The sequence below is a fragment of the Streptomyces sp. NPDC059247 genome, assembly GCF_042754005.1.
GTDB lineage: Bacteria > Actinomycetota > Actinomycetes > Streptomycetales > Streptomycetaceae > Streptomyces.
On record NZ_JBHYZW010000008.1, the window covers coordinates 82,374 to 108,322 of the forward strand.

Sequence of the window (25,949 nt, forward strand, 5' to 3'; positions counted from 1 at the left end):
GACCGGAGCGGCCCCCGGTCACTCCGGGTCACCGACGGTGATCCGGGCGCCGGGGCTGAGCTTCTCCAGGGACTCCGCCAGTTCCCTGCCCGCCGCGAGCAGCTCGTCCCGGGTCATGGGGGCGAGCGACTCCAGCAGGAAGAAGGCGTCGGTGGTGTCGTCGTCGATGCGGGTGCGGGGGCCCTGGCGCCAGTTCCAGCGGCGGCAGGTGACACCCTCCTCGTCGCGCCAGACGACCTCGCCGGGCTCGGGGTGCTCGACCGTCTCCACGCCGCCCGCCATGGTGACGAAGGGCTCGTCGCCGGTGGCCCGCACCAGGCTCATGGCGCCCCGGACCCGCCCCAGGTCCTCGCCGCCCACCGGGATCAGATGGGCCACGCTGACCGCGTTGTAGGCGTCGACCAGCCGGTTGATGCGGGGCAGTCCGCCGTCCGCGAGCGCGCGGCGGGCGAGCGCCTCCGCGGAGTTGCGGGTGCGGGAGGGCTTGGTGCCGAACGCGGTGTACGCGGCGCGCCAGGCGGCGACGTGCGGGTCCTGGTCGGGGCTCCGGCCGTCGAGGCGCTCGGCGAGCCGTCGCGCGGCCTCGTCGAGGAGCGCCGAACTGGCCTCGTCGCTGGGCCCGTTGACCAGTCCGCGGGCTTCGACGAGGAGATGGGTGAAGCCGGGCGCGAGGGTGCGCACCTCGTCGGAGACTGTGAGCGTGAGGGTCATGATCCGCCGTTCGCCGGTGTCCGGGTGCGGGGCTCGGTGGGGAGCGTCCGCCAGAGGGGTCCGGTCGGGTGCGGCGCGTAGTACGTCGGTAGACGACCGGTGCAGTTCACTATAGAGCACTGGATGGTACATCACGATGGACTGATCCTGTGGTCCGTACGCGCCCCTCCCCCGGGACCCGCATCCCCGCGGCGCGCCGCCCGTCGGCCCGGTCAGAGCGACGCGAGCCAGGTCGCGGTGTCCTCGGGACGGCCGAAGCGGAGGGTGTCGAGAGGCGCGAAGCGGGGGTCGCGGACGAGGAGCCCGATCTCCCGGCGGCGGGCTCCGTGCTGGGACCAGGACCACCGGGCCGGGTGCTCCCGGCTCAGCCAGTCCTTCCAGGTCTCCCTGTTGCCGCCGAAGAGGACCTCCCGGGTGAGGCTGCGCCGGAGGGACCGGCGCAGCACCCTCGGCATCACGACACGTCGGGGGTAGTCGAGCCAGACCACGGTGTCGGCCCGCTCCCACAGCGGCTCGCGGACCTCGGGGCTCCCCGGCGAGTCGACGATCCAGCGGGGTCCGGCGGCCAGAGCCGACACGGTCTCGGCCAGCCGGGGGCTGACGGCCCAGCCGGGACCGTCGTAACGCAGGGCGTCCATCTCGTGACGGGGCAGGTCCAGACGGGCGCCCAGGGTCCGGGCGAGCGTGGACTTGCCCGCGCCGGTGACGCCCACCACCAAGATCCGTTCCACGGGGTGCACCCTATCCCGGCGGCCCGGGCGGGCCTCCGCGCGGACCACGGGGCCCCTCGCCTGACCTCCGCGCGGACCACGGGCCCCCTCGCCGGACCCCCTCGCGGACCGCGGGGGCCCCCTCGCCGGACCCCCTCGCCCGGCCTCCTCACCGTGTCCACCGGGCTCAGGAGCCGGACGAGGGGCGGCGCGGGGACGGGACCGTGCCCAGCAGTTCCCACAGGGGCGTGGAACCGGCGGCCCACCGGGCGAGGAGGTGGCGGTCCACCAGATGGAGCCGCTGGGAGCGGGCGAACTCGACGGCCTTGCCCGTGAAACGGCCGTTGGTGACCAGCACGACGACATCGCCGTGGTGGACGGGCCGTCCGGTCCCGTTGAGGACGTGCAGATCCGGTGTCCCGACCGCCGCACCGGCCAGTCCGGCCCTGCGGTGCTTGCACTGGATCACCCACAGACGGCCGAACGGGTCGGTCGCCTTCACATCGGCGCCGTTGTCACCGGCCCCACCGACCCGGACCGCACCGGGACAGCCGTCGCGGCGCATCAGGTCCCGTACGGCCTCCTCGAACTGCCGGTGGTGCAGGGCGTCGATCGACGACAGCGCGTAGCGCAGTCCCCGCTCCCGCTCCCGGTCCCGGCGGGCCGCCTCCCGTCGCCGGTGCGCCCACGCCCCACCGGCGGCGGCCACGGCGAGGAGGAGCACTCCCGGGACCCAGGGATGCGCGGCCAGCCACCGCAGTGCTCCGGCGACCAGGCCCCACAGCAGGGCCAGGAGCAGGAGGAGCAGTCCGGCGCGTTCTCCGCCGGACACCCGCCCGCGCCGCCGGGGCACCGGACGGCGTCCGGACGCGGGCCGTCGGCGAGGAGGACGGCGGGGGCGGGGCGGCGTCGAGCGGCGCCCGGCGGGAGACCTGCGGGGGCCCGGCCGGGCCCGGCCGCTCATGAACCCGCCCCCGAGACACCGCGGGCCAACTGGCCGATCCCGTGGAAGACGCCCTGGCCCAGCGGGGTGGGCGCGATCAGGATGCCCAGGACGAGCACGAGGAGCGCGGTGTTGCGCTCCTCTACCCGGCTCCTGGCCTGTGTCCTGCGGCGCAGCCGCATCACCACGACGACCGCGAGGAGCACGGCCACGTTGATCGTCATCATGCGAGACCCGCTTCCACTCGCCCCGCCGCTCCGGGGCGGCCCGGAACCAGTGCAGCCGACCGCGTCCCCCGGCCGCAGCGGGTCCGCGCACGATGGCGTGAACCCCGCCGACACTGTCCGGTTGCCGCCCGGACACCCGTTCCCACAGGTCAGAGCGGGTCGGGTCGGTCAGACGCGGAGCGACGAGGAGGGCGGGCCACCGGACGGAACGACGAGGGGCGGACCGCCACGGTCGCCGTGGTGGTCCGCCCCTCGTCGTTCCGTCCATGTGCCCGGGGTGTCAGCGGGCGAGTTCTTCCTTCAGCGCCTGGAGGAAGGCGTCCACGTCGTCCTCCGTGGTGTCGAAGGCGCACATCCAGCGCACGTCCCCGGCGGCCTCGTCCCAGAAGTAGAAGCGGAACCGCTCCTGGAGCCGTCGGCTCACCTCGTGCGGCAGCCGGGCGAAGACCGCGTTGGCCTGCACCGGGTAGAGGATCTCCACCCCGTCGAGCTCTCGCACCCCGGCGGCGAGCCGCCGCGCCATCGCGTTGGAGTGGCGGGCGTTGCGCAGCCACAGGTCCTTCGCGAGGAGGGCCTCCAGCTGGACGGAGACGAAGCGCATCTTGGACGCGAGCTGCATGGACAGCTTGCGCAGGTGCTTCATGTGGCTGACCGCGTCGGGGTTGAGGACGACGACGGCCTCGCCGAAGAGCATCCCGTTCTTCGTGCCGCCGTACGACAGGACGTCGACGCCCACCGCGTTGGTGAAGGCGCGCATCGGGACGTCGAGGGAGGCGGCGGCGTTGGCTATCCGGGCTCCGTCGAGGTGCACCTTCATGCCCTTGCCGTGGGCGTGCTCGACGATGGCGCGGATCTCGTCCACCGTGTAGACGGTGCCCAGCTCGGTGTTCTGGGTGATCGAGACGACCTGCGGCATCGCCCGGTGCTCGTCGTCCCAGCCCCAGGCCTGCCGGTCGATCAGCTCGGGGGTGAGCTTGCCGTCCGGGGTGGGGACGGTGAGCAGCTTGAGGCCGCCCATCCGCTCGGGCGCGCCGCCCTCGTCCACGTTGATGTGGGCGGACTCGGCGCAGATGACCGCGCCCCAGCGGTCGGTGAGCGCCTGGAGGGCGGTCACGTTGGCCCCGGTGCCGTTGAAGACCGGGAAGGCCTCGGCGGTGGGTCCGAAGTGGCTGTGCATGATCCGCTGGAGGTGCTCGGTGTACTGGTCCTCGCCGTAGGCGACCTGGTGGCCGTCGTTGGCGAGGGCGAGGGCGGCGAGGACCTCGGGGTGGGCTCCGGCGTAGTTGTCGCTGGCGAAGCCCCGGACCGACGGGTCGTGGCGACGCCGTGCGTCGGTCCTGGGGCCGAGGGCCGCGGTCACGGCTTGGGGGTCAACCACAGACGCTGTCCGTTCACTTCCTGGGCGGGCCTGTCCCACAGGCCGACGATCTCGTCGGCCAGGTCACCGACGTCGGTGAAGCCCGCGAACTTCGCGTTGGGGCGTTCGGCGCGCATGGCCTCGTGCACCAATGCCTTGATCACCAGGATCGCAGCCGCCGCCTGCGGGCCGTCGTCGCCCCCGAGCTTGCGGAAGGAGTCGGCCATGGCGAGGGTCCAGGCCTCGGCCGCCGCCTTGCCCGCGTTGTACGCGGCGTTGTTGGCCAGCGGCTTGTGCGCGCCGACCTGGCTGATCAGGGCGTAGCGGCCACGGCCGCCGCTGCGCAGCAGGCCGTCGTGGAAGGCGAGGGAGGTGTGCTGGACGGTGCGGATGAGGAGCTTCTCCAGGAAGTCCCAGTCGGCGAGGTCCGTCTCGGTGAAGGAGGGGCTGCCGCGCCAGCCGCCGACGAGGTGGACCAGGCCGTCGACGCGGCCGAACTCCTTCTCGGTCTTGGCGGCCCAGTCGCGGGTGGCGGCCAGGTCGAGGAGGTCGACGGTGTCGCCGACGACCTTGGCTCCGCCGTGGGCGTAGCCCGCGGCGTCGACGGCCTCCGCGAGCCGCTCCGGGTCGGCGTCGGACGCGACCACCGTGGCGCCCGCCTCGGCGAGGCGCAGCAGGGTGGCGCGGCCCGCCGGGCCGGCCGCTCCGGCGACCGCGATGACGGCGCCGTCGAGCGGTCCGCCGTTTCCGTCGGTGTTCATGGTCGACGTCTCCTCCGTGTTCTCGGTGCGCGCGCTCACGCGGCGGCCCGCTCGTGCCTCGGGACGTCGGCGGCGGTGATCCCCTTGGTCTCGGCGATCACGCCCTTCAGTTTCTTGGCGAGGGCCTCGAAGAACATGCTGAGCGGAAACTCGTCGGGAAGCACGTCGTCGACGAGCTTGCGCGGCGGGAGGGAGAGGTCCAGGGCGTCGGGGCCCTTGGCCCAGGTGGAGCCCGGGTGCGGGGAGAGGTAGGTGGAGACCAGCTCGTACGCCTTGAACCAGTGGACGATCTTCGGGCGGTCGATGCCGTCGCGGTAGAGGGTCTCGATCTCGGCGCAGAGGCGGTTGGTGACCTCGGGGGCCCGCTGCCAGTCGATCTTGAGGGTGTTGTCCGTCCAGCGCACCACGTCGTTCTTGTGGAGGTACGCGAAGAGGAGCTGGCCGCCCAGACCGTCGTAGTTGCGGTTGCGGTCGCCGGAGAGCGGGAAGCGGAACATGCGGTCGAAGAGGACCGCGTACTGCACGTCACGGCCGTGCGCGTTGCCCTCGGCCTCCAGCTTCACGGCCTCCTTGAAGGCGGTGAGGTCGCAGCGGAGCTCTTCGAGGCCGTACATCCAGAACGGCTGGCGCTGCTTGATCATGAAGGGGTCGAAGGGCAGGTCGCCGTGGCTGTGGGTGCGGTCGTGGACCATGTCCCAGAGGACGAACGCCTGCTCGCAGCGGGTCTGGTCGTCGATCATCGCGGCGATGTCGGCGGGCAGCTCGATGCCGAGGATGTCGACGGCGGCTTCGGTGACCTTGCGGAAGCGGGCGGCCTCGCGGTCGCAGAAGATGCCGCCCCAGGTGAAGCGCTCGGGGGCCTCGCGGACGGCGATGGTCTCCGGGAAGAGGACGGCCGAGTTGGTGTCGTACCCGGAGGTGAAGTCCTCGAAGGTGATGCCGCAGAAGAGCGGGTTGTCGTAGCGGGTGCGCTCCAGCTCGGAGAGCCACTCGGGCCAGACCATGCGGAGCACGACGGCTTCGAGGTTGCGGTCCGGGTTGCCGTTCTGCGTGTACATCGGGAAGAGCACGAGGTGCTGGAGCCCGTCGGCGCGGTCGGCGGCCGGGTGGAAGGCGAGCAGCGAGTCCAGGAAGTCCGGGACGGCGAAGCCGCTCCCGCCCCACTTGCGCAGGTCGGCGACGAGGGCCAGGTGGTAGGCGCCGTCGTGCGGGACGAGCGGGGAGAGCCGCTCGACCGCGGTGGTGACGCGGTCGAGGGTCAGCTCGGCGAGCGCGCGGGCGGGTGCGTCCTCGCGCTCGAAGTCGATGGAGCCGTCCGCGCTCTGCCAGGTGCGGATCTCCTCCACGGCATTCTTGAGCTCGGGCCAGGCGGGGTGATCGACCACCCTGGCTGCGGTGGCTATCCCTCCACCGGTCACGTCCTGCACAAGAATTTCCGTCATGCCACTTCCTCCACAGGAGAACCTCGCGTTAAGACACCGTAACCATCGACGGTTCTTCACCACAAGAGGGCCAAGAGAAATTATCCTGCGCGACCCCCCTCTCAACAGAAGTTTTTCCTGTCTCGAAGGGCTGAAGCCACCCTTCCGCCGGGTGGATCAGACCAGCGGCTTCACCAGGAGCTCGAACTCCAGATCGTCGCGCTGGGGCACTCCGAAACGCTCGTCGCCGTACGGGAACGGCGTCATCCGCCCGGTGCGCCGGTAGCCGCGGCGCTCGTACCAGGCGACCAGCTCCTCCCGTACGGAGATCACCGTCATGTGCATCTCCCGCACGTCCCACAGCTCGCGGACCCGGCGCTCGGCCTCCGCGATGATCCGCTTGCCCAGACCCGCGCCCTGGAGTTCCGGGCGGACGGCGAACATGCCGAAGTACGCGGCCTCGCCCCGGTGCTCCAACTGGCAGCAGGCGACGATCTCGCCGTCGCGCTCGACGACCAGGAGCCTGCTGCCGGGCGCGGTGATCACGGCGGCCACCCCCGCCGGGTCGGTGCGCTGCCCCTGGAGGAGGTCCGCCTCGGTGGTCCAGCCGCCCCGGCTGGCGTCGCCCCGGTAGGCCGACTCGACGAGCGGGACGAGGGCCGGGACGTCGTCCACGACCGCCTCCCGATAGGTGATCCGGCCGGTCTCCTGCGACGTGGCGGTGTCCATGTGTGCGGGGCTCCCCTCGGGCGCTGACGATCGCGGTGCGCGACCAGCCCGAGCCTAACGCGCCCCCTCCTCCCCCCCTTCCGTACGCCTGTGCGCGTCCGTGCGCCCGCGTGTGTGCGGACGGCGGCGGGCATCCCTCCGGGGAGCGGACCGAGCCGAGGGGAGGTGCGCCGTGCACGGAGCGGCCCTGTCCGGGTGGCTGATGGTCGCACTGTGCACGGCCACCGGGGTGTACTGCCTGCTGCGGACGCGGGTGTGCGTCGGCGCGGCCCGGCGGGCGGCGGGCGGCGAGGCCCTGATGGGCTTCGGCATGGCCTCCATGGCGCTGCCCGCGGCGGTGCTCACCCGGCCGGAGTGGGGCTGGGCGGTGTACGCGGCGGTGTTCGGCGCGGCGGCCCTGCACGGGCTGTCCGGACTGTTCGGGGGGCGGCACGGCAGCCATCACGCGCACCATCTGGTGGGCTCGCTCGCCATGGTCTACATGGCGGTGGCGATGACGTCGGCGGGCCCCGGGGCGCACGCGGGGCACTCGGCGGTCACGGCGGGCGGCCTCCCCCCGCTCACCGGCGTCCTGCTCCTCTATTACGGGGTGTACGTGCTCCACACCGGCACCCGGCTCGTCCCGGTGGCGGTACCGGCCGGTACCGGCGTCGGCACGGGGGGCGCGGGGGCCGGGACCGTGGGGGCCGGGGGCGCCGGGACCGGCTGGATCACCCGGCCGGAGCTGGCGCTGGCGTGCAGGCTCTCGATGGCGCTCGTGACGGTCGCGATGCTGCTGACGCTCTGATCGGGCCGGAACCTCGCGAACCCGTCGAAGTTCACCGAAGTCCATCGAAATACGCCGGTGGCCGACCGGCGGCGGCCCACCGACAGCCCTCCGCACGCGCTCCGACGACTCTCCGACGACTCTCCGACGACTCTCCGACGACAACGAAACCGTGGCGTACGTCACTTGACGCCCGAGGCCGTACCCCCGACCCGTATCCCGCTCATAGGGTGACGCCCATGTGGGTCTCCCTCGTGCTGTTCCTGCTCGGCCTCCTCACCGCGCTCACCGCCCCCCGGCTCCTCGCGCGGGCCCACTGGGCCGAGCGAGAACCCGTGGTGGCCCTCTGGGTCTGGCAGTGCGTGGTCGCCGCCGTGCTGCTGAGCTTCGCGCTCTCCATGACGTTCAGCGCCTCGGCCACCTGGCAGGCCGTCCGGGGCCAGGTCTTCGCACCCGCCCCGCGCGCGGTGGTCGACGCCTACGAACTCGGCACGACCGGCCCCTGGTCAGCCGTCCTCACGGTGGCCCTGGCGGCGGGCGGGCTCTGGTCCGGGGCGATGCTCGGCCGGGAGATCGGCCACGCCCGCGCCCGGCGGCGCCGACGCCGCTGCGAGCTGCTGGTCCGGGCGCCCCTGCTCCCGGGCGAACGGCCCGGGACCGAGCGGCTCGTCGTCCTGGAGGGCGAGCGGGCCGACGCCTGGTGGCTGCCGGGGACGACGCCCCGGCTCGTCGTCACCACGGCGGCCCTGCGACGGCTCAAGGGCCGTCAGCTCGACGCCCTCCTGGCGCACGAGCAGGGGCACGCGCGGGCCCGGCACGACTGGCTGCTGCACTGCTCGGGGGCGCTGGCCGCCGGATTCCCCGGCGTCCCCGTCTTCGCCGCCTTCCGCGAGGAGATGCACCGGCTGGTGGAACTCGCCGCCGACGACGTGGCCTCGCGCCGCTTCGGGCGCCTCACGATCGCCCTCGCCCTGGTCGGACTCAACGAGGACCGGGGGGTGTTCGGGCCCGTGCCGACCTCCGACGCGAGCCTGCCCCGGCGGGTGGACCGACTGCTCACGGCCGCGCCCCGGCTCACCGCCGGCCACCGCCTGCGGCTGACGGCCACCGCCGCCCTGGTGCCGGTGGTCCCGGTGCTCGTGGCCTTCGTCCCGGCTCTCCGCACCCTGGGGTAGCGGCCGATGACGGCGCCCGGCCGCGCCGGGACCCCCTCCACGGACCGCTCGGCGGCGCGCGGGGACCCCGGACGATCACCCGGAACGGATCGTCGGGCAGGATCGGCCCATGCGTACCTCCGCCGTGGTCTCCGGAGTCCTGGCCGTCCTGCTGCTCGTACTCGTCGCCGTGGGCTGGGCCCCGCTGCTCTCCTTCGACCGCTCGGTCGCCGACACCCTCCACCAGCACGCCGTCACCCACCCGGGGTTCACCCATCTCAACCGGATCCTCAGCGACTGGGTGTGGGACACCTGGACCATGCGCGCCCTGGCCGCCGCGACCGCCCTGTTCCTCTGGTGGCGGCGGGAGCGGCGCACGGCCCTGTGGGTGGTGGGCACCAGCCTGCTGGCCATGGGGCTCCAGCAGGGGCTGAAGGCGCTGGTGGGGCGGGAGCGGCCACAGTGGGTCGATCCGGTGGACTCGGCGCACTTCGCCGCCTTCCCGTCCGGGCACGTCATGACGGCGACGGTGACCTGCGGGCTGCTGCTCTGGGTGCTCGCGCTGTACTGGCGGGACGGATGGCGCGGCTGGGGCACCGCCGCGGGCGTCGCCGTGGTCTCGGTCCTCGGGGTGGGGTGGACCCGGGTCTATCTGGGCGTCCACTGGCCGACGGACGTGCTGGGCGGCTGGCTGTTCGGCTGGTGCTGCGTCTCCCTGGCGATCCTGGCGTACCGCCGGGTCGAGCGGCGCGGGGGGCAGCCGGGCGCCGGGGGCGGGAGGAGCGTCGTGGAAGGGGAGAAGTGAAGCCGCCTGTTCTGGACGATCCCCCGTGTCGCCCAGAACAGACGGCGGCTCCGGCGGCCTGCCACAGGGACATGCCGACGGAATGCGCCGAGTATATTGGCCGACAGCCAGTCAACGCAGGAGTCCAGCATGTCCCCGCGTAGCCCATCGGTCAATGAAGAGCTGCGCCGCAGGTCGCGGGAGCGGATTCTCCAGGCCACGGTGGAGCTGGTGGACAGCCGTGGTTACGAGTCCACGACGCTCGGCGACATCGCGGAGCGGGCCGGTATCGCGCGGGGGCTGATCTCGTACTACTTCCCCGGCAAACGCCAGTTGCTCCAGGCGGCCGTGCACCGGCTGATGCACCTCACGCTGGAGGCGGCGCTGGAACGCGAACCGCGCACGGAGGACGGCGAGGAGCGGATGGCCCGCGCGATCGACGCGGTCCTGGGCCTCGCGGCGGAGCGCCCGACCCTGATGCGGACCCATATGGCGGGCATCCTGCAGGCCGAGGGGTTCGTGCGGTGCGAGGAGCAGCAGCGGCTGGCGTTCCTGCTGCGGGACACCGTGACGCGGTACGGCTCGCGGGACGTGGAGACGGACTATCCGATGCTGCGCGCCCTGCTGATGGGCGCGGTGGTGGCGGTGCTGCTCCCGGGCGCGGGGATGCCCCTCGCGCGGCTGCGGTCGGAGCTGTTCCACCGCTACGGGCTCGACTGGGAGACGGGTGTGCCGCCGGGCGGGGTTCCGCCCGGCGGCACACCGCCGTTCGGTCCGTCAGCCGGCCCTCACGGGCCGGAGCGGCCGTCCCCGCCGACGGGTCCGGCGGGGACGGCGGGGACAGCGGGGACAGCGGGGACAGCGGGGTCGGCGGGGCCGACCGGGGAGCCGGGGTCGGCTCAGTCGTCGTAGTCGAAGTAGTCCGGCTGCGTCTGGACGTTGAGCTCGTCCATCCGGATGCGCTTCGCGGGGTCGGTACGACGGTCGGAGAGCTTCAGCACGTCGAAGCCCTTGGCGATGTCGTTGGAGTAGATGTAGCCGTTGTAGTAGTACGCGGACCACGAGCCGCCCGTCGCCATGGTGGTGGCGGAGACGGGGCCGCGCTCGAAGTAGCCGATCTCCTTCGGCCGGGACGAGTCGGTGAAGTCCCAGACGGAGACGCCGCCCTGGTACCAGGACTGGACCATGAGGTCCTTGCCCTTGACCGGGATCAGGGAGCCGTTGTGGGCGACGCAGTTCTCGGTGTCGGCCTGGTGGCGCGGGATCTTGAAGTAGCTGCGGAAGACGAGCTTGCTCTTCTTGCCCTTGCCGACGATGTCGTAGATGCCGTTGGCGCCCCGGTTCGGGCCGACCTGGGCGTTGCAGGTGGCCGCGCCGCCGCCGCCCAGCTCGTCGGTGAAGACGACCTTGTTCGCCTTCAGGTTGAAGGTCGCGGAGTGCCAGAACGCGAAGTTGACGTTGTCCTGGACCTGGTCGATGACCTTCGGACGCTCGGGGTCCTTGATGTCGAAGAGGATGCCGTCACCCATGCAGGCACCGGCGGCGAGGTCCTCCTCCGGCAGCACGGTGATGTCGTGGCAGCCGGTGGTCTTGGAGACGCCCGGGTTGGTCGGCCCGCCCGGGTTGCCGCCGCCGTCCGGGCCCGTGCCCGGGAAGAGGACGGGGAAGCTGACGACCGCGGCCTTCTGGGGGGCCTTGCGGGGCACCTTGATCACGGAGATGCCGTCGTGCGGGGGCTGGCAGTCCGGGAAGGCGGCGTTGGGCGAGTAGGAGGAGACGTAGACGTAGACGTCCTTCTTCTTCGGCACCAGCGTGTGGGTGTGCGAACCGCACGCCGTCTCGACGGCGGAGACGTACTTCGGGTTGCGGACGTCGCTGATGTCGAAGATCTTCATGCCCTCCCAGGACTCCTTCACCGACGCGGGCTGCGAGGTGCTGGAGCAGGAGTTGTCGCTCCGGGAGGAGTCCGTCGAGAGGAACAGCAGGTTCCCCGAGACGGAGATGTCGTTCTGGGAGCCGGGGCACAGGACCTGGGCGACGGTCTTCGGGGCCTTCGGGTTGCTGATGTCGAAGATCCGGAAGCCGTCGTAGTTGCCCGCGAAGGCGTACTTGCCCTGGAACGCGAGGTCCGTGTTGAGGCTCTGCAGCGCGTCCTTGGGGACGTTCGCGAGGTGCTCGATGTTGGAGCTGTGGACTATCTCGTCCACGCCGGGTATCTCACCGCTCTGGATGGCGGCGCGGGCCTCGGCCCTCTGCTGCGAGGAGACCTTGCCCTCGACGAGGGCGTCTCCGGGGTCCGGGATGGCGACCGCGGGCCCGGCCGTGAGCAGTGTGGCCAGCAGTCCGACCGCGGCGGATGCCACGCCCAGTCGTCTGATCCGTGCACGCGGGTCACGCGTGATGGATGGGGTGCGCGGGGTTCGCAACGAAGTCACTCCGTCCTCCCTGATGTCCGTTCACTGTTGAACGGGTGTTTGACCCCGGAAGTATCTTCCCTACCATGCACATCTCAACAGATGGCAACACAGACGTAATGAAGGTTTTTGATCGGTACTCCTGAGAAAGTGCTAGGAACGGCACTGTCCCGTAAGCAGACCTGGAGGTCGTGTTGTTGATCCGCCGTCAGCGTGCCGTCGTCGCCGTGGCCCTGTCCGTCGTCGCCGTACTCGCCCTGACCGCCTGCGAGTCGGACCCCGGGAAGGGGGCGCCGCAGGCGGCTTCGTCGGACGGGAACACGGTGGTGGCGCCGGGGAAGCCCGGTGAACCGGCCCGGCGGATATCCCCGGAGGAGGCGGCGAGCCTGCTCCCGGACGAGAGCCCCAACAGCGCCGACTTCCGCTACATCCAGATGATGATCGTGCACCACCGGCAGGCCGTGACCATGACGGCGCTGGCCCCGGAACGGGCGGCTTCGGTCAAGGTCAAGAAGGTGGCCGAGCGGATCGGGGCGGCGCAGAAGCCGGAGATCGGCGCGATGGAAGCCTGGCTGAAGAACAACGGCGGCCCGCGTGAACAGACGGGTCACGACCACGGCTCGATGCCGGGGATGGCGACCGAGGCCCAGCTGAAGGAGCTGGAGGACGCCCGGGGCAAGGCCTTCGACGAGCTGTTCCTGAAGCTGATGATCACCCACCACGAGGGGGCGGTGACGATGGCGGCCGAGGTGCTGGGCCAGGGCAACAACGTCCTCGTCGAGGAGATGGCCAACGACGTGATCGCCCAGCAGAGTTCGGAGATCAACCGGATGCGGTCGATGTAGTCGATGTGGTCGCGTCGCCGTCGCGGTCGTGCCGCCGTGTCGTCACGCGGTCGTGCCGTCACGCCGGTCGTTCGTCATGCCGGTCGTGCCGTCACGCCGTCGACGCCGCCGCGCGTACGGCGAGCGGGGCCGCCCGTCAGCCGCCGAGCAGGGTCCTGGCGGTGCGGTAGAGCACCCGGGGGCCGGTGAGCGCCCTGGGCCGTTCCATCATGTGGAGCACCCTCATATAGGTCTCGTTGACCTCGGGGTCCGTCACGGACGCCTCGGTGATCCCGTCCGCGACCCGCTTGAGGACCGTGTAGCCGCGCGGGTAGGGCCCCGTGACGTGCGGCTGGGCGAGGTCGGCGGTCGTGGACAGTTCCCAGGCCGCGTCGACGAACACTCCGGCCGTGCGGAAGTAGCGCAGGGCGGGCTCGCCGCCGCGCGCGCCCGACCGCAGGTACGCGTGGAGCGAGGCGGCCTGGAGCGCGGCCAGGGTGAGCCCCTGCCCGTAGACGGGGTTCACGGTCGCCAGCGCGTCGCCGACGACGACCAGACCGGCCGGGAAGCGGGTCAGGTCGCCGTACCGTCGGCGCCTGCTCTCCGCGAAGGTGAACGGTTCCACGTCACCGAGCGGTTCGCACACCTCGGCGACCTCGCGGAGCGGGGCGACGCACCGCTTCAGCCGGGCCAGGAACTCCGCCGGGTCCTTGCCGGGCTTGTGGTCGGCGTACCCGGCGAGCAGGACGGACCAGGTGTCCCCCTCGACCGCGGCCAGCGCGCCGGGCTCGATCGCGGTGGGCAGGTATCCGCTCCTCGGGCCCGGCATGGAGTGGGCGATCACCGTGCCGGGAAGTTCCCCGCCACGGGCGAACCGGGCGGTGGCGTAGCCGAGGTCCACCCGCATCCGGTCCACCGGGGCGGCCCGCCAGCCCGCGCCGGTCAGCCATGCCCCGAGGCGGCTGGAGCGCCCCATGGCGTCGACGACGAGGTCGGCCGTCAGCTCCGTCTCCGGCTCGCCGTGCGCCGCGATCCGCGCGCCGAGGACACGGCGGGGGCCGAAGAGGAGTCCCCGGGCCGTGGCGCGTTCCCCCCTGACGTTCCCCAGGGCGGCGACCCGGCGCCGGACGTGCCGCTCGATGAACGGGCGGGTCGCGCCGAGCATTTGGATGCCGGGGACGGGCACCTTGAGCCGGCCGTCCACGTAGAACCGGAGCGCGTCGCCCTGTCCGAGGTGCGCCCCGCCGTCGGTCAGATCCCGGGTGATGCCGGGGAACAGCTTCTCCAACTGGGCGTGTCCCATGCCGAGGAAGGCGTGCAGCTGGCCCCGGTGCGGCGCGCCGGGGCCCGTGCCGTCCTCGTCGAGCGGATCGGGTTCGACGAGGACGACCTCGTCCGCGTACTCGCTCAGGACCCGGGCGGCGAGCAGTCCCGCGAAGCTTCCGCCCAGCACCACGGCACGTCGCACGTCGCTCCCCCGTCCGGGCCGGTCGCGCGGCCCCGTTCGACCGGACCGCGCCTCGCGTCGGTCCGCGCCTCAGGACGGTACCGCGCGCGGGCGGCCCGGGACCGTGGATCGGTGGGGATTCATCCGCGGACCGCGGTGGTGAGGACGTCGGTGATCCGCCGCATCGCCGGGAGCGGGAGCGAGGGGTTGCGGATCGCGTGCCCGGCGGTCTCCGGGTCGAGCAGCAGCCGGAGGAGGACGTCCGCCGGGAGGGCGGGGTGCTGGGCCGCCAGGGCGCGGACGGTGGAGTCGGGGTCCCCGACGAGCCGGGCGGCGGACGCCGGGGGGAGTCTCGGGTCCCTGACCGCGTCCTGCCGGACCTCCTCGGACGGGTCGTGGCCGAACTCCTCGACGAGCGCCCCGGTGGCCCGGGGGTCGCTGAGGGCGAGCCGTCGCAGCCGGGGGTCCGGGTCGGTGGCGAAGCGGAGCAGTCCGGCGCGGGGGAAGCGGGGGTGGCTGCGGGGCCGGTCGGGGTGGGAGAGGCTGCCGGTCCACCAGTGCCAGACCTCCAGGAGCATCTCGGCGGGCGCGTCCTCGCAGGACTCGGCGAGGAACAGCCGTACGGCCCGGTGCTCGTCGCGGGCGAGCCGGGCGACGGCCTCCGGGGGAAGACGCCGGGCCCGGGCGACGCTGCCGCGTATGTACGGGTGGGAGGAGGCGGCGAGGCGGCGCATGGCCCCGGGGTCGTCGTGCAGGGCGGCCACCCAGGGCAGGGCGGGGGGCCAGAGGCCCGTGGTGTCGAGGTCGACGCGGACGGCCGCGCGCCGCTCCTCGGTGAGGTCGGGGCGCAGGGCGGTCCGGTGCCGGACGTACGGGTCGGGGTCCTCGGCGAGCAGGGCGGTCCCGGCCGGGGGCAGATCGGGGTGGTCGGCGATCCGGCCGCGTACCTCCGGGTCCTCGTGGGCGGCGAGCCGCAGCGCGAGCGAGGGGTGGAGTCGGCAGCGGTCGAGGTCGGGGAAGGCGGGTCCGCCGAGGAGTCCGAGGGTGTGCTCGTCGAGGGGTTCGTCGCGGTGGCGGCGGACCAGCGCGGCGGTGCGGACCTTCCCCGCGGGGTCGGTGAGCAGGGTCTCGCGGGCGGCGGGGCCGAGGTGGTCCCAGGCGGGGGCGCAGGCGGCGGCCCGTACGGCGGGGTCCGGGTCGGCGGCGAGGGCGCGCAGGAGCCCGGCGCCGAGTCCGGGCAGCGGGGCGGTCCCGGCGCGGACGAGCGCCGAGGGGTCGGCGGCGAGCCGGGCCAGGGTCTCCGGGGCGAGCGCCGCCCGGGAGCGGACGGCGTCCTCGACGAAGAACGACCGTACGGCGGCGGAGGGTTCGGCGCGCAGGTGGCGGTCCCACTGGGCGGGGGTGAGGGGGTGCCGGGCGTCGGAGAGGGCGCCGCGCACGCGCCGGTCGGGGTGGCCCGCGGCGGCGTCGACGACGGCCGGGGGCAGGTCGGCGCGCAGGAGGAAGCTCGCGTTGAGGGGGAGCAGGCGGATCAACAGGTCGTCCGGGGCGGCCCGGTTGAGGCCGAGCCACTCCCAGCCGGGCACGGACGTCCCGAACTCCTCGTACGCGTCCTGTTCCATGAGCCCCCGCCCTTCCTGCGTACCGGCGTACGCCCCCGTACGTGATCGTGCCGCTCGCGCGGGGGCGGGCCGCTCGCGTCGGGTACGGGCTCCCCGGCCGTCGCGCGTGGACGGCCGGGGAGCCCGGCCGTCAGGTACGAACGGGCCGGGCTCCTCCGGCCGTCGGGCACGGGAGGGGCGGGGCCCTCTGTCGTCAGGCCGGGTCGTTCTCGCGGGTGGCCTGGGCCTCGGCCGCTGTCAGTACGGCGTCGAGGAGGCCGGGGAACAGGGCGTCGAGGTCTTCCCCGCGCAGGGCGTTGAGCTTGGCGGTGCCCCGGTACGTCTGCCGGATGACCCCGCCCTCGCGCAGCACCCGGAAGTGGTGCGTGGTCGTGGACTTGGTCACCGGGAGGTCGAAGTACGAGCAGCTCAGTTCGGCGTCCTCGCGGGCCATCTCGCGCACGATCCGCAGCCGCACCGGGTCCGAGAGGGCGTGCAGCACGGCTTCCAGGCGGATCTCGTCACGCGCGGGGTGGTCGAGGGCGCGGGCGCTGGCGGCGGTCGTCATGGCGGCGGCTCCACTTCATCCGGGGTACCTCCATGGTACGAGAACTCTCGTAGTTTGACAGATCCCGTACTACGATGAGTACCGTACTAACGTCCTCGCAAGGCATCCCGAAACGGAGTCCGTCATGAGCGTCGCCCTGTTCGAGCCCTACACCCTGCGCTCCCTCACCGTGCCCAACCGGGTCTGGATGGCGCCCATGTGCCAGTACCTCGCCGCGACGACCGGACCCGGCACGGGGGTCGCCACGGACTGGCACTTCGCCCATTACGCCGCCCGCGCCACCGGTGGCACCGGGCTCGTCCTCGTCGAGGCGACCGCCGTCTCCCCCGAGGGCCGGATCACCCCGGCGGACCTCGGTCTGTGGAACGACGCCCAGACCGAAGGCCTGCGCCGGATCGCCTCCTTCCTCAAGGACCAGGGCACGGTCGCCGGGATCCAGATCGGACACGCGGGCCGCAAGGCGTCCACGGAACGCCCCTGGGAGGGCCGCGGACCGGTCCCCGAGGGCGGCGACGGCTGGCGGCCCGTCGCCCCCAGCCCCGTCCCGTACGCCGAGACCCACCCCGTACCGACCGAACTGACCACCGCGCGCGTCCGGGAGATCACCGGACAGTTCGCGGACGCGGCCCGCCGCGCCCTCGACGCGGGTTTCCAGGTCGTCGAGGTGCACGGCGCCCACGGCTACCTCATCGGCGAGTTCCTCTCCCCGCACAGCAACCACCGCACCGACGAGTACGGCGGCTCCTTCGAGAACCGGACCCGGTTCGCCCTGGAGGTCGTCGACGCCGTCCGGGCGGTCTGGCCCGAGGAACTCCCGCTGTTCTTCCGGATCTCCGCCACCGACTGGCTGGACGAGCACGGCTGGACGGCCGACGACACCGTACGGTTCGCCGCGCTGCTGCGCGCCCACGGCGTGGACCTCCTGGACGTCTCCAGCGGCGGCAACGGCGGACCCGCCCGCATCCCCACCGGCCCCGGCTACCAGGTGCCCTTCGCCGCCCGCGTCAAGGCGGAGACCGGGCTGCCGGTGGCCGCCGTCGGCCTCATCACCGAGAGCGGGCAGGCCGAGAAGATCCTCGCGAACGGCGAGGCCGACGTGATCCTCCTCGGCCGCGAGCTGCTCCGCGACGCCTCCTGGGCCCGCCGCGCCGCCCGCGAACTCGGCGCGCAGGCCCCCGCCGCCCCGCCGTCGTACGCCTGGGCGATCTGAGCGGGGAGAGGCTCTTCGGCGCTGCGGGGAGGGGTGCTCCGGGGTGTCCGGGGGCCGTTGTCGGTGGCCGGGTGCAGACTGGCCGGTATCCGCGACAACGGCGTCCTGGAGGTGGCAGCCTTGCCCGACGTACTCCTCACCGTGGGCACCCGCAAGGGTCTCTTCATCGGCCGCAGACACGACGGCCGCTGGGAGTTCGACGATCCGGCCTTCCCCGCGCAGGCCGTGTACTCCGTCGCCGTCGACACCCGGGGCCGCGTCCCGCGCCTCCTCGTCGGCGGGGACAGCGCCCACTGGGGCCCGTCCGTCTTCCACTCCGACGACCTCGGCCGGACGTGGACCGAACCGGCCCGGCCCGCCGTCAGGTTCCCCGAGGACACCGGCGCCTCCCTGGAGCGGGTCTGGCAGCTCCACCCGGCACCCGCGCACTCCCCCCGCGTGGTGTACGCCGGGACGGAACCGGCCGCCCTCTTCCGGTCGGCGGACGGCGGCGAGTCCTTCGACCTGGTCCGCCCCCTCTGGGAGCACCCGACCAGATCCCGCTGGGTGCCCGGCGGTGGCGGCGAGGCCGTGCACACCGTGGTCACCGACCCCCGCGACCCGGCGGCGCTGACGGTCGCCGTGTCCACCGCCGGAGTGTTCCGCTCACGGGACGGCGGGGCCGACTGGGACCCCTCGAACGAGGGGGTGTCCGCCGTGTTCCTGCCGGACCCGCACCCCGAGTTCGGCCAGTGCGTCCACAAGATCGCCCAGGACGCGGCAGACCCGGACCGGCTCTACCTGCAGAACCACTGGGGCGTCTTCCGCAGCGACGACGGCGGCGCCCACTGGTCCGACATCGGCTCCGGGCTCCCCTCCGACTTCGGCTTCGCGGTCGCCGCCCACCCGCACCGCCGGGACACCGCGTACGTCTTCCCCCTCACCGCCGACTCCGACCGGGTCCCGGCCGGCCGCCGGTGCCGGGTCTACCGGACCACCGACGCCGGGGCGAGCTGGCAGCCGCTCACCGAGGGGCTGCCGGAGGGCCACCACTACGGCACGGTGCTGCGGGACGCGCTGTGCACGGACGACGCGGACCCGGCGGGCGTGTACTTCGGCAACCGCAACGGCGAGGTGTACGCCAGCGCCGACGACGGCGACACCTGGCGGCTCCTCGCCGAACACCTGCCGGACGTCCTCTGCGTCCGGGCGGCGGTCGTCTGAGCACAGAGCACGTCCGGGCACGGGACCTCCGAGCCCGGGACCCCTCCGAGCGCGGGCCCGGGGAACTCCGGGGCGGGCGCGCCCCGGACGGGCGGGGCCTCAGGACGGGCGGGGCCTCAGGGCAGGCGCCAGTCCACCGGCTGCGCGCCCAGCCCCAGCAGCAGCTCGTTGGCGCGGCTGAACGGGCGGGAGCCGAAGAAGCCCCGGTCCGCGGACATCGGCGAGGGGTGCGCCGACTCGACCGCGGGCAGGTCCCCGAGGAGCGGGCGGGCGTTCCGCGCGTCCCGGCCCCACAGGATCGACACCATCGGCTTGCCCCGGGCCGCGAGCGCGCGGATCGCCTGCTCGGTCACCTCTTCCCAGCCCTTGCCCCGGTGGGCGGCGGGCTTGCGCGGGGCCGTCGTCAGTGCCCTGTTGAGCAGCAGGACGCCCTGCCGGGTCCACGGGGTCAGATCGCCGTTGGACGGCCGGGGCAGTCCCAGATCCGTGTGCAGCTCCCGGAAGATGTTCTCCAGGCTGCCCGGCAGGGAGCGGACCTCGGGGGCGACCGCGAAGCTCAGCCCGATGGCCATGCCCGGTGTCGGATAGGGGTCCTGACCCACGATCAGGACCCGGACGTCGTCGAAGGGCTGCTGGAAGGCCCGGAGCACGTTCTGCCCCGACGGCAGGTACGTCCGGCCCGCCGCGATCTCCCCCCTGAGGAAATCGCCCATCTCCGCCACTCGCCCCGCGACGGGGCTCAAGGCCTCCGCCCAGCCGGGCTCCACCAGTTCGTTCAAGGGTCGCGCTGCCACGGTCCGTCACTCTACCGGCCTACAGTGACACCGTGAACGAGCCCGCCGCCCCGCCGCGGCCCGCCGAAGCCCCCGGGACCAGCACGCCGTTCCCGCCCTCCGCTCCCGCCGCCCCCACCGTTCCCGCCGCGCCGGGCGCGCGTCCCGGGCCCGCCGGAGCCCCCGCGCGGCCCGGCGGTCTGGTCGTCGGGATCGACTCCGGCGGCTCCGGACTCCGCGTCGCGCTGGCCGAGGCGGCGAGCGGCACCGTCCTCGGCACCCGCGCCACCCGGGAACCGGTGCGGACCGGCCCCGGCGGGATCTCCGCCCGGCACTTCCTGGAGCAGGTCCTGCCCGCCGTCGCCGCCCTCACCGGAGCGCACGGCTCCCGCCCGCTCGTCGCGGTGGCCGTCGGCGCCGCCGGAATGGCCACCCTCGGCGACGAGCTGCGGGCCGCGCTGCCCGGCGCGCTCGCGGACGCCTGGGGCGTCCGGCGGCTCGCGCTCGCGGCCGACGCGGTCACCGCGTACGCCGGGGCGCTCGGCCAGCGGCCGGGCGCGGTCGTCGCGGGCGGCACCGGCATGATCGCCCTCGGTACGGACCTGGCCGCCTGGCGGCGGGCGGACGGCTGGGGACACCTGCTCGGCGACTGCGGCAGCGGCGCGTGGATCGGCCGGGCGGGTCTCGACGCGGCGATGCGCGCGTACGACGGGCGGCGGGGTGGCTCGGCCGCGCTCCTGGCCCGCGCCGAGCGGTCGTTCGGTCCGGTCGCGGGGCTGCCGGGCGCGCTCTACCCCCGGCCTGACCGGCCCGCCGTGCTCGCCTCCTTCGCCCCCGAGGTGGGCCGGTGCGCCGCCGACGGCGACCCGGTGGCGGCGGACGTCCTGGCGCGGGCCGCCGGGCACATCGCCGAGGCGGCGGAGGCCGTCTGCCCCGCCGGACCCGGGGCCCTGGTCGCCCTGACGGGCGGACTGTTCCACATGGGCGACCCGCTGCTCGTACCCCTGCGAACGGCTCTGCGGGAGCGCCTGCCGCACGCCCGGACGACGGACCCGGCCGGTGACCCGCTCGCCGGGGCGGTGACGCTCGCCTCCGCGCTCGCCGGAGGGACGCTGCGGCTGCCGGAGGACGGGACGCTGCTGCGCCTCTCCGGCGACGGCACGGACTGACCGGGGCGCCGCCGGACGCGCCGTCCCGGCGATGCCGGTCCGGCCAGGGCGCGGGGCATTTTCCCAGGTCGGAGGTGGTGCAGCGAACTCACGTCAAGGACAGGCGGGGACATAGGGGGACAGAAGGCGCGGGACCGTACCTCAGCCGACGGCGCACCGGGCGAAACCAGTAACATGCGGCGCCATGAGCTCCCCCAATGGGCCTGCTTCGGGCCTGCCTGTACGAATGCCTCGACCCCGTCAGTCCGGGCGGCACCGTCGCCCCGAACCCGCGGCGGCGCCCGAGGGCGCTCCCGCACTGGTTCTCGCCGTACCCGGCGCTCCGTCCGCCGCCATACGCTCACTGGCCGAGGAGGTCGTGAGCATCGCCCGTTCCGAGCTGCCCGGTCTGGAGGCCCTGATCGGCTTCCTGGAGGGCGACGACACGGAGTACGCCTCGCTCCAGGGCGCCCTCGCGGCGGCCGAGTCGCTGCGCGTCCAGCGGTACGAGCTGGCCGTGGCCGCGGGCCGTGAGGTCACCGCCCCGACGGGTCCGGCCGCCGTGGTCGTCCCGCTGCTCGCGGGTCCGGACAGCGCGCAGACGCGGCTGGTGCGCCAGGCCGTCATGGACGCGGGCAACACCGCCGAGCTGACCGACGTCCTCGGCCCGCACCCGCTGCTCGCCGAGGCGCTGCACGTGCGTCTCTCCGAGGCGGGGCTCGCCCGCGCCGACCGTGCCCGGCTCTTCACGGTCGCCACGGCCGCCGACGGCATCATCCTCGCCACCGTGGGCGGCGAGGAGGCCGTGCAGGCCGCCGGGATCACCGGGATGCTGCTCGCCGCGCGGCTCGCCGTCCCGGTGATGGCCGCCGCGCTCGACCAGGAGGGTTCGATCGCCTCGGTCGCCGACCAGCTGCGGGCCTCCGGTTCGGGGCAGCTGGCGCTGGCCCCGTACCTGATCGGCCCGGAGCTGGCCGACGGTCTGCTGGACGAGGCCTCGAAGGAGGCCGGTTGCGCCTCCGCCGAGGCGCTGGGCGCCTACCCGGCGATCGGCAAGCTGGTGCTCTCGCAGTACTCGGCCACGGTGGGCATCCCGCCGCAGCAGCCGCAGGGGGCCGCCGCCCACTGAGGCGCGGTACGCGAAGGGGCCCGCACCGGATGACGTCCGGTGCGGGCCCCTTCGCTTACCGCGCCCGCCGGGGCCGGGCCTCCTCCGCGTGCGCCGAGGGGGCTCCCGGGCTCCTTCGCGTACGCCGTCAGCCGAGGACGACGCAGGAGGCCGCCGGGGCCTCGACCGAGCCCGCCCGCGCGGGGACGCCCGTCTCGGGGTCGAGGGTGAACCAGGTGACGTCGCCGGAGCGCTCGTTCGCCGCGTACAGGCGCCGTCCGGCCGGGTCGAGCGTCAGGTCGCGGGGCCAGGTGCCGCCGCAGGGCACGGAGGCGACCAGCCGGGCACGGGCGCCGTCCTCGTCGAGGGCGAGCACGGCGAGGGTGTCGTCGCCGCGCACGGCCGCCCAGAGGAAGCGCCCGCCGGGGTCGGCGACGACCTCGGACGGGTAGCTGGGCCCGGTGGCGCCCTCGGGCACGACCGGGATCTCCGCGAGCGGTTCGAGGAGGCCCGCCGGGGCGTCCCAGCGGCAGACGGTGAGGGTGGGCTCCAGCTCGTTCAGGACGTACGCGTACCCGCCGTCCGGATGGAAGACCAGATGGCGCGGTCCGGTGCCGGGGCGCAGGGCGGTCTCGCCGTGCGGGGTGAGCGCCCCGGTCGTGGCGTCGAGGGCGCAGACCCGTACCGAGTCGGTGCCGAGGTCCACGCTGACGATCCACCGGCCGCTGGGGTCGGGGAGCACCTGGTGGGCGTGCGGGGCGGCCTGGCGGGCGGCGACGGGGCCGCTGCCCTCGTGCCGGAGGACCGCGGTGGCGGGGCGGGCGGTGCCGTCCTCGGCCAGGGGCAGCACGGTGACGCTGCCGGAGGTGTAGTTGGCGGTGACGAGGTGTCCTGCGGCGAGCGCGAGGTGGGTGGGGGCGGCGCCGTCGACGGGGACGGGGCCGCCGAGCGGGCGGGGGGCGGGGCCGGTGACGTCGAACGCGGCCACGGCCCCTTCGCCGGTCTCGGACACGGCGTACAGCACGGGGCCCGCGAGGGCGAGGAACGAGGGGTCGGCGACGGCGTCGCTGCCGCCGGTGACGGTCAGGGCGCCGGTCGCCTCGTCGACGTCGGCGGCGAGGACGCCGAGACCGCCCGCCGAGGTGAAGGAGCCGATGTACGCCCGGACGGCGTTCCGGTCGCGATCCGTCCCTGTGCCGCTCATGACGTGTCCCCTGTCCCCGGGGCCGGTCGTGGTCGGCCGGCCTGCCACGGCCTGCGGCCCGGGCCCGCGGCCGTCGGGCCGGGGCGGCGGGGCCGCGATCGGCCTTCGTGCGGCAGACGGTAGCAGGCGGTCTAGACCAGCTCGGGGAGGTGGGGTGCGCGGGCCCGGCACCCGTCGGTCAGGAGCGTACGAGCAGTGAGCCCGGCGGGGTCCGCAGCGGCTCGTCGAGGGCGGCGAGGAGCTTCTCCAGGCCGCTGACGTGCCCGAGCGCGGCCTGCCCGTGGGCGGCGGTGGCCCCGTGGGACGTGGGGGCCGTCCACCCGGTCCCGGGGCCTTCGCCCGGGGTGGTGAGCCGCTCGACGGCGGCCTCGACGCGCCAGCAGGCCGCCGCGAGCCGGGCGTCGTGGCTCGCGGCGGGGTCGGCCGCGACCGCCGTGAGGCCGCGCACCTCGTCCGCGCATTCGTCGAGGAGGGCGAGGACCCGCCGGGCGCGGGCCTTCCGGCCGGGGAACGGGCTCAGCGGGTGCACCAGCGGCGCCAGCGAGAGCCGCACCCGTCCGAGGAGCAGTTCCAGCTCGGCGGCGTGCGGCGCCGGGTCGGCGTCCGGGTCGCCGGAGAGGCGGCGCAGGGAGGCGGAGGTGGCGGCGCGGACGCCGTTGAGGGCGCGCTGGATCCACGCGTCGTTGACCGCGTGGGTGGTGACGGGGAGGATCAGCACCACGGCGAGCGCGGCGGCCACCGCGCCGACGGCGGTCTCCTCGACGCGCAGCACCAGGAGGGCCGGGTCGAGGACGCCGAGGAGCCCGTAGAGCAGGCCCGCCATCACGGTCACGGCCAGCATCATCCAGCTGTACGACACGGCGGCCGTGTAGAAGATCCCGAAGACGCAGAGCGCGACCAGGACGGCCGTCGGCGCCGGTGCCCCGTGGAGCGGGATGGCGACGACCATGCCGACGGCGACGCCGATGACCGTGCCGAGGACCCGGCGGAAGCCGCGTACCAGCGTCTCGCCCCGCGACACGGTGTTCACGAAGATCCACCAGGTGGTGCCGACGGCCCAGTACCAGCGGTCCTCGGACAGCACCTGGCCGATGCCCAGGGCCACCGCGCACGCGGCCGTCGCCTGGATCGCCTGCCGGGTGGTCACCCGGGCGAGACCGGTGCCGGGCAGCGGGGCGGGCGCGGCGGCGGGCGGGATGCGGCGCTCCAGCGGCCAGAGGACGAAGCGGACCGTGCCCGCGGCGGCCAGCGCGATGCCCACGGCGGCGTACAGCTCGGGGAGCTGCGAGGGGACGGCGTGCAGGAACTGGGTGGCGAAGAAGTTCATGAAGGCGAAGATGCCGAGCGCGTGCCCCCGGGGGCCCCAGCGCCGGGCGTAGACCCCGCAGAGGACCACCGCGAGGAAGACGGCGTCCCGCAGCGGTGTGAGGTCGTGCAGCAGGGTGGCGAGGGCGAGCACGGGGAAGCCCGCGACCGGGAGGAGCAGGGTCGTGAGGCGCTGCGCGGGGACGGTGGAGTCCATGACGGTGAACAGCGCGAGCAGCGCGGCCAGACCGCCGGTGATCGAGGCGGTGAGCGAGAGTCCGGCGAGTTCCGCCAGGGCGACGGCGAGCGCGATGCCCGCGACGGCCCGCAGCGCGGTCCTGAATCTGACGAGCCCGGGATCGGGCGCCACGAAAATCTTCCTCACGGCGGTCCGCCGCCCCCTTGTCTCGCACTCGCCCGTCCTGGCGTCCCGGGGTGGTGGGCGCTCGCGGACACGACGAAGGCGCCGCGGTCCGGACCGGCCTCGTCGCCGGACCGGCGCTGCGCGGCGCCGAAAGTACCTGGATGCGCCAAGGAGAACATCCAGGTGGCGGTTGGCTCAACTCGACGCCGGTTCACTGGGCCATTGGCCCGGTAGATACGTCTGCGACTGGTCCAGGTGAGGCCAACGGACCACTCGGCCGACCGGTGGTGGTCCCCTTCCCCCGGGTTCCCTCGGGCGGGTACGTGCCGGGCGGGGCCGTACGGGCTCCGCTCCCGGGGTTCGGGCAGTAGTTCGAGATACGGGCGGACGCGCTCGGCCACCCGGCCGCCCGATCACCCGGCAACCCGATCGTCCGGTCACTCGGTCACTCGGTGACGGTGGGCGGCTCGGTGAGGAAGGGGCGCGGTTCGAGCCATTCGTGGAGGGGGCGCCCACCCGCTCCGGGGCCGGAGCGGGAGCGGGTTCTCGACTTTCGCCGGGAAAGATCCTTCCGCTCCCGATCCGTACCAGAATGGAGCCCGTCCGGAACGTGAGGGAGGACGACACGACATGACGGTGGACGCACTCGACACCCGCATCCTGCGGCTGCTGATCGAGCGGCCCAGGACCAGCGTGCGCGAGTACGCGCGGATCCTGGGCGTGGCGCGGGGCACCGTGCAGGCCAGGATCGACCGGCTGGAACGGGACGGGGTGATCACCGCGACCGGCCCGGTGCTCTCCCCCGCCGCCCTGGGCCATCCGGTCCTCGCCTTCGTGCACGTCGAGGTGACCCAGGGGCACCTGGACGAGGTCGGTGACGCGCTCGCGGGCGTGCCGGAGATCGTCGAGGCCTTCTCCATCACCGGCGGCGGCGACCTGCTGACCCGGGTGGTGGCCCGGGACGCGGGCCATCTGGAGGATGTCATCCAGCGGCTCATCCAACTGCCGGGCGTGGTCCGCACCCGCACGGAGATCGCCCTGCGCGAACGAGTGGCCCACCGGCTGCTGCCGCTGGTGGAGGCGGTGGGACGGGGACGCGGGACCGAGGCCGGAGGCAGCGGCGGGTGAGCGGGGCGTGGGACCTGGGGCCGGGCGACAGGCGGTCGGCGGTCGGCGAACAGACGGGCAGGGGCAGACGGGCAGACGGGCAGACGGGC

At 74.0% G+C, this 25,949-nt stretch carries 25 protein-coding genes; 10 read left to right on the top strand and 15 right to left on the bottom strand.

Annotated elements, in window-relative coordinates; genetic code table 11:
- Positions 1-18: 18 nt before the first annotated feature.
- The 8 genes from ACFXGN_RS17045 to ACFXGN_RS17080 all read right to left on the bottom strand — a co-directional run bounded on the left by ACFXGN_RS17045 (position 19) and on the right by ACFXGN_RS17080 (position 6,859).
- The gene (locus ACFXGN_RS17045; protein WP_384859353.1) at positions 19-711 is read right to left on the bottom strand and encodes a B3/4 domain-containing protein; all 693 of its coding nucleotides are present in this window, start codon (positions 709-711) and stop codon (positions 19-21) included.
- A 212-nt stretch (positions 712-923) separates the two neighbouring features.
- A complete protein-coding gene (locus tag ACFXGN_RS17050; RefSeq protein WP_384859355.1) occupies positions 924-1,442 on the bottom strand; it encodes an adenylate kinase in 519 nt (172 codons plus the stop codon).
- Positions 1,443-1,608: 166 nt separating this feature from the next.
- A complete protein-coding gene (locus tag ACFXGN_RS17055) occupies positions 1,609-2,253 on the bottom strand; it encodes a restriction endonuclease (protein WP_384859357.1) in 645 nt (214 codons plus the stop codon).
- Positions 2,254-2,381: 128 nt separating this feature from the next.
- On the bottom strand, positions 2,382-2,591 hold the full coding sequence (locus ACFXGN_RS17060) for a hypothetical protein (RefSeq protein ID WP_384859360.1): 210 nt from the start codon (positions 2,589-2,591) through the stop codon (positions 2,382-2,384).
- 280 nt (positions 2,592-2,871) lie between these two features.
- Positions 2,872-3,951 (bottom strand): threonine aldolase family protein, encoded by a 1,080-nt coding sequence (locus ACFXGN_RS17065; RefSeq protein WP_384859361.1) that lies wholly within the window; start codon positions 3,949-3,951, stop codon positions 2,872-2,874.
- The gene (locus ACFXGN_RS17070) at positions 3,948-4,709 is read right to left on the bottom strand and encodes an SDR family NAD(P)-dependent oxidoreductase (protein ID WP_384859363.1); all 762 of its coding nucleotides are present in this window, start codon (positions 4,707-4,709) and stop codon (positions 3,948-3,950) included. The genes ACFXGN_RS17065 and ACFXGN_RS17070 overlap by 4 nt, the downstream gene beginning before the upstream one ends.
- 35 nt (positions 4,710-4,744) lie before the next feature.
- On the bottom strand, positions 4,745-6,151 hold the full coding sequence (locus tag ACFXGN_RS17075; protein WP_384859366.1) for a DUF6421 family protein: 1,407 nt from the start codon (positions 6,149-6,151) through the stop codon (positions 4,745-4,747).
- Positions 6,152-6,307: 156 nt separating this feature from the next.
- On the bottom strand, positions 6,308-6,859 hold the full coding sequence (locus tag ACFXGN_RS17080) for a GNAT family N-acetyltransferase (protein ID WP_384859369.1): 552 nt from the start codon (positions 6,857-6,859) through the stop codon (positions 6,308-6,310).
- 172 nt (positions 6,860-7,031) lie between these two features.
- Here ACFXGN_RS17080 and ACFXGN_RS17085 point away from each other — a divergent pair, with 172 nt between their 5' ends.
- The 4 genes from ACFXGN_RS17085 (at position 7,032) to ACFXGN_RS17100 (ending at position 10,475) form a co-directional block, all read left to right on the top strand.
- Positions 7,032-7,646 carry a DUF5134 domain-containing protein gene (locus ACFXGN_RS17085; RefSeq protein WP_384859372.1) on the top strand — a complete coding sequence of 205 codons (615 nt, stop codon included), beginning with the start codon at positions 7,032-7,034 and terminating at the stop codon, positions 7,644-7,646.
- A 218-nt stretch (positions 7,647-7,864) separates the two neighbouring features.
- Complete coding sequence (locus ACFXGN_RS17090) at positions 7,865-8,800, top strand: M56 family metallopeptidase (RefSeq protein ID WP_384859374.1); 936 nt, start codon at positions 7,865-7,867, stop codon at positions 8,798-8,800.
- Positions 8,801-8,909: 109 nt separating this feature from the next.
- Positions 8,910-9,584 (top strand): phosphatase PAP2 family protein, encoded by a 675-nt coding sequence (locus ACFXGN_RS17095; RefSeq protein WP_384859377.1) that lies wholly within the window; start codon positions 8,910-8,912, stop codon positions 9,582-9,584.
- Between the two features lie 129 nt (positions 9,585-9,713).
- Entirely contained in the window at positions 9,714-10,475 is a 762-nt protein-coding gene (locus ACFXGN_RS17100) for a TetR/AcrR family transcriptional regulator (protein ID WP_384859379.1), read from the top strand.
- Here ACFXGN_RS17100 and ACFXGN_RS17105 read toward each other — a convergent pair.
- Complete coding sequence (locus tag ACFXGN_RS17105) at positions 10,463-11,998, bottom strand: LVIVD repeat-containing protein (RefSeq protein ID WP_384859381.1); 1,536 nt, start codon at positions 11,996-11,998, stop codon at positions 10,463-10,465. The two genes, ACFXGN_RS17100 and ACFXGN_RS17105, sit on opposite strands and share 13 nt — an antisense overlap.
- A gap of 173 nt (positions 11,999-12,171) precedes the next feature.
- Between ACFXGN_RS17105 and ACFXGN_RS17110 the strand changes: the two genes are divergently transcribed.
- Positions 12,172-12,822 carry a DUF305 domain-containing protein gene (locus ACFXGN_RS17110; protein WP_384859797.1) on the top strand — a complete coding sequence of 217 codons (651 nt, stop codon included), beginning with the start codon at positions 12,172-12,174 and terminating at the stop codon, positions 12,820-12,822.
- A gap of 136 nt (positions 12,823-12,958) precedes the next feature.
- Here the strand turns inward: ACFXGN_RS17110 and ACFXGN_RS17115 are convergent, their stop codons facing one another.
- From ACFXGN_RS17115 to ACFXGN_RS17125, 3 genes are all read right to left on the bottom strand, one after another.
- Positions 12,959-14,269: an NAD(P)/FAD-dependent oxidoreductase gene (locus tag ACFXGN_RS17115; RefSeq protein ID WP_384859384.1), complete on the bottom strand. Its 1,311-nt coding sequence runs from the start codon at positions 14,267-14,269 to the stop codon at positions 12,959-12,961.
- Positions 14,270-14,388: 119 nt separating this feature from the next.
- Positions 14,389-15,870 carry a PE-PGRS family protein gene (locus ACFXGN_RS17120; RefSeq protein ID WP_384859387.1) on the bottom strand — a complete coding sequence of 494 codons (1,482 nt, stop codon included), beginning with the start codon at positions 15,868-15,870 and terminating at the stop codon, positions 14,389-14,391.
- A 193-nt stretch (positions 15,871-16,063) separates the two neighbouring features.
- A complete protein-coding gene (locus ACFXGN_RS17125) occupies positions 16,064-16,417 on the bottom strand; it encodes an ArsR/SmtB family transcription factor (RefSeq protein ID WP_384859390.1) in 354 nt (117 codons plus the stop codon).
- 124 nt (positions 16,418-16,541) lie between these two features.
- Between ACFXGN_RS17125 and ACFXGN_RS17130 the strand changes: the two genes are divergently transcribed.
- Positions 16,542-17,627, top strand: coding sequence for an NADH:flavin oxidoreductase/NADH oxidase (locus ACFXGN_RS17130; protein WP_384859392.1), 1,086 nt, complete (start codon positions 16,542-16,544; stop codon positions 17,625-17,627).
- 63 nt (positions 17,628-17,690) lie between these two features.
- Positions 17,691-18,830, top strand: coding sequence for a WD40/YVTN/BNR-like repeat-containing protein (locus ACFXGN_RS17135; RefSeq protein ID WP_384859395.1), 1,140 nt, complete (start codon positions 17,691-17,693; stop codon positions 18,828-18,830).
- Positions 18,831-18,946: 116 nt separating this feature from the next.
- Here ACFXGN_RS17135 and ACFXGN_RS17140 read toward each other — a convergent pair whose 3' ends face one another.
- Positions 18,947-19,624 carry a uracil-DNA glycosylase gene (locus ACFXGN_RS17140; protein WP_384859398.1) on the bottom strand — a complete coding sequence of 226 codons (678 nt, stop codon included), beginning with the start codon at positions 19,622-19,624 and terminating at the stop codon, positions 18,947-18,949.
- A 179-nt stretch (positions 19,625-19,803) separates the two neighbouring features.
- Between ACFXGN_RS17140 and ACFXGN_RS17145 the strand changes: the two genes are divergently transcribed.
- On the top strand, positions 19,804-20,772 hold the full coding sequence (locus ACFXGN_RS17145) for an N-acetylglucosamine kinase (RefSeq protein ID WP_384859799.1): 969 nt from the start codon (positions 19,804-19,806) through the stop codon (positions 20,770-20,772).
- Positions 20,773-20,956: 184 nt separating this feature from the next.
- Entirely contained in the window at positions 20,957-21,880 is a 924-nt protein-coding gene (locus ACFXGN_RS17150) for a sirohydrochlorin chelatase (RefSeq protein ID WP_384859401.1), read from the top strand.
- Positions 21,881-22,007: 127 nt separating this feature from the next.
- Here the strand turns inward: ACFXGN_RS17150 and ACFXGN_RS17155 are convergent, their stop codons facing one another.
- Positions 22,008-23,063: a lactonase family protein gene (locus ACFXGN_RS17155; protein WP_384859402.1), complete on the bottom strand. Its 1,056-nt coding sequence runs from the start codon at positions 23,061-23,063 to the stop codon at positions 22,008-22,010.
- Between the two features lie 178 nt (positions 23,064-23,241).
- Entirely contained in the window at positions 23,242-24,744 is a 1,503-nt protein-coding gene (locus ACFXGN_RS17160) for an FUSC family protein (RefSeq protein WP_384859802.1), read from the bottom strand.
- A 618-nt stretch (positions 24,745-25,362) separates the two neighbouring features.
- Between ACFXGN_RS17160 and ACFXGN_RS17165 the strand changes: the two genes are divergently transcribed.
- Positions 25,363-25,860: an Lrp/AsnC family transcriptional regulator gene (locus ACFXGN_RS17165; RefSeq protein WP_384859405.1), complete on the top strand. Its 498-nt coding sequence runs from the start codon at positions 25,363-25,365 to the stop codon at positions 25,858-25,860.
- Positions 25,861-25,949 lie beyond the last annotated feature (89 nt).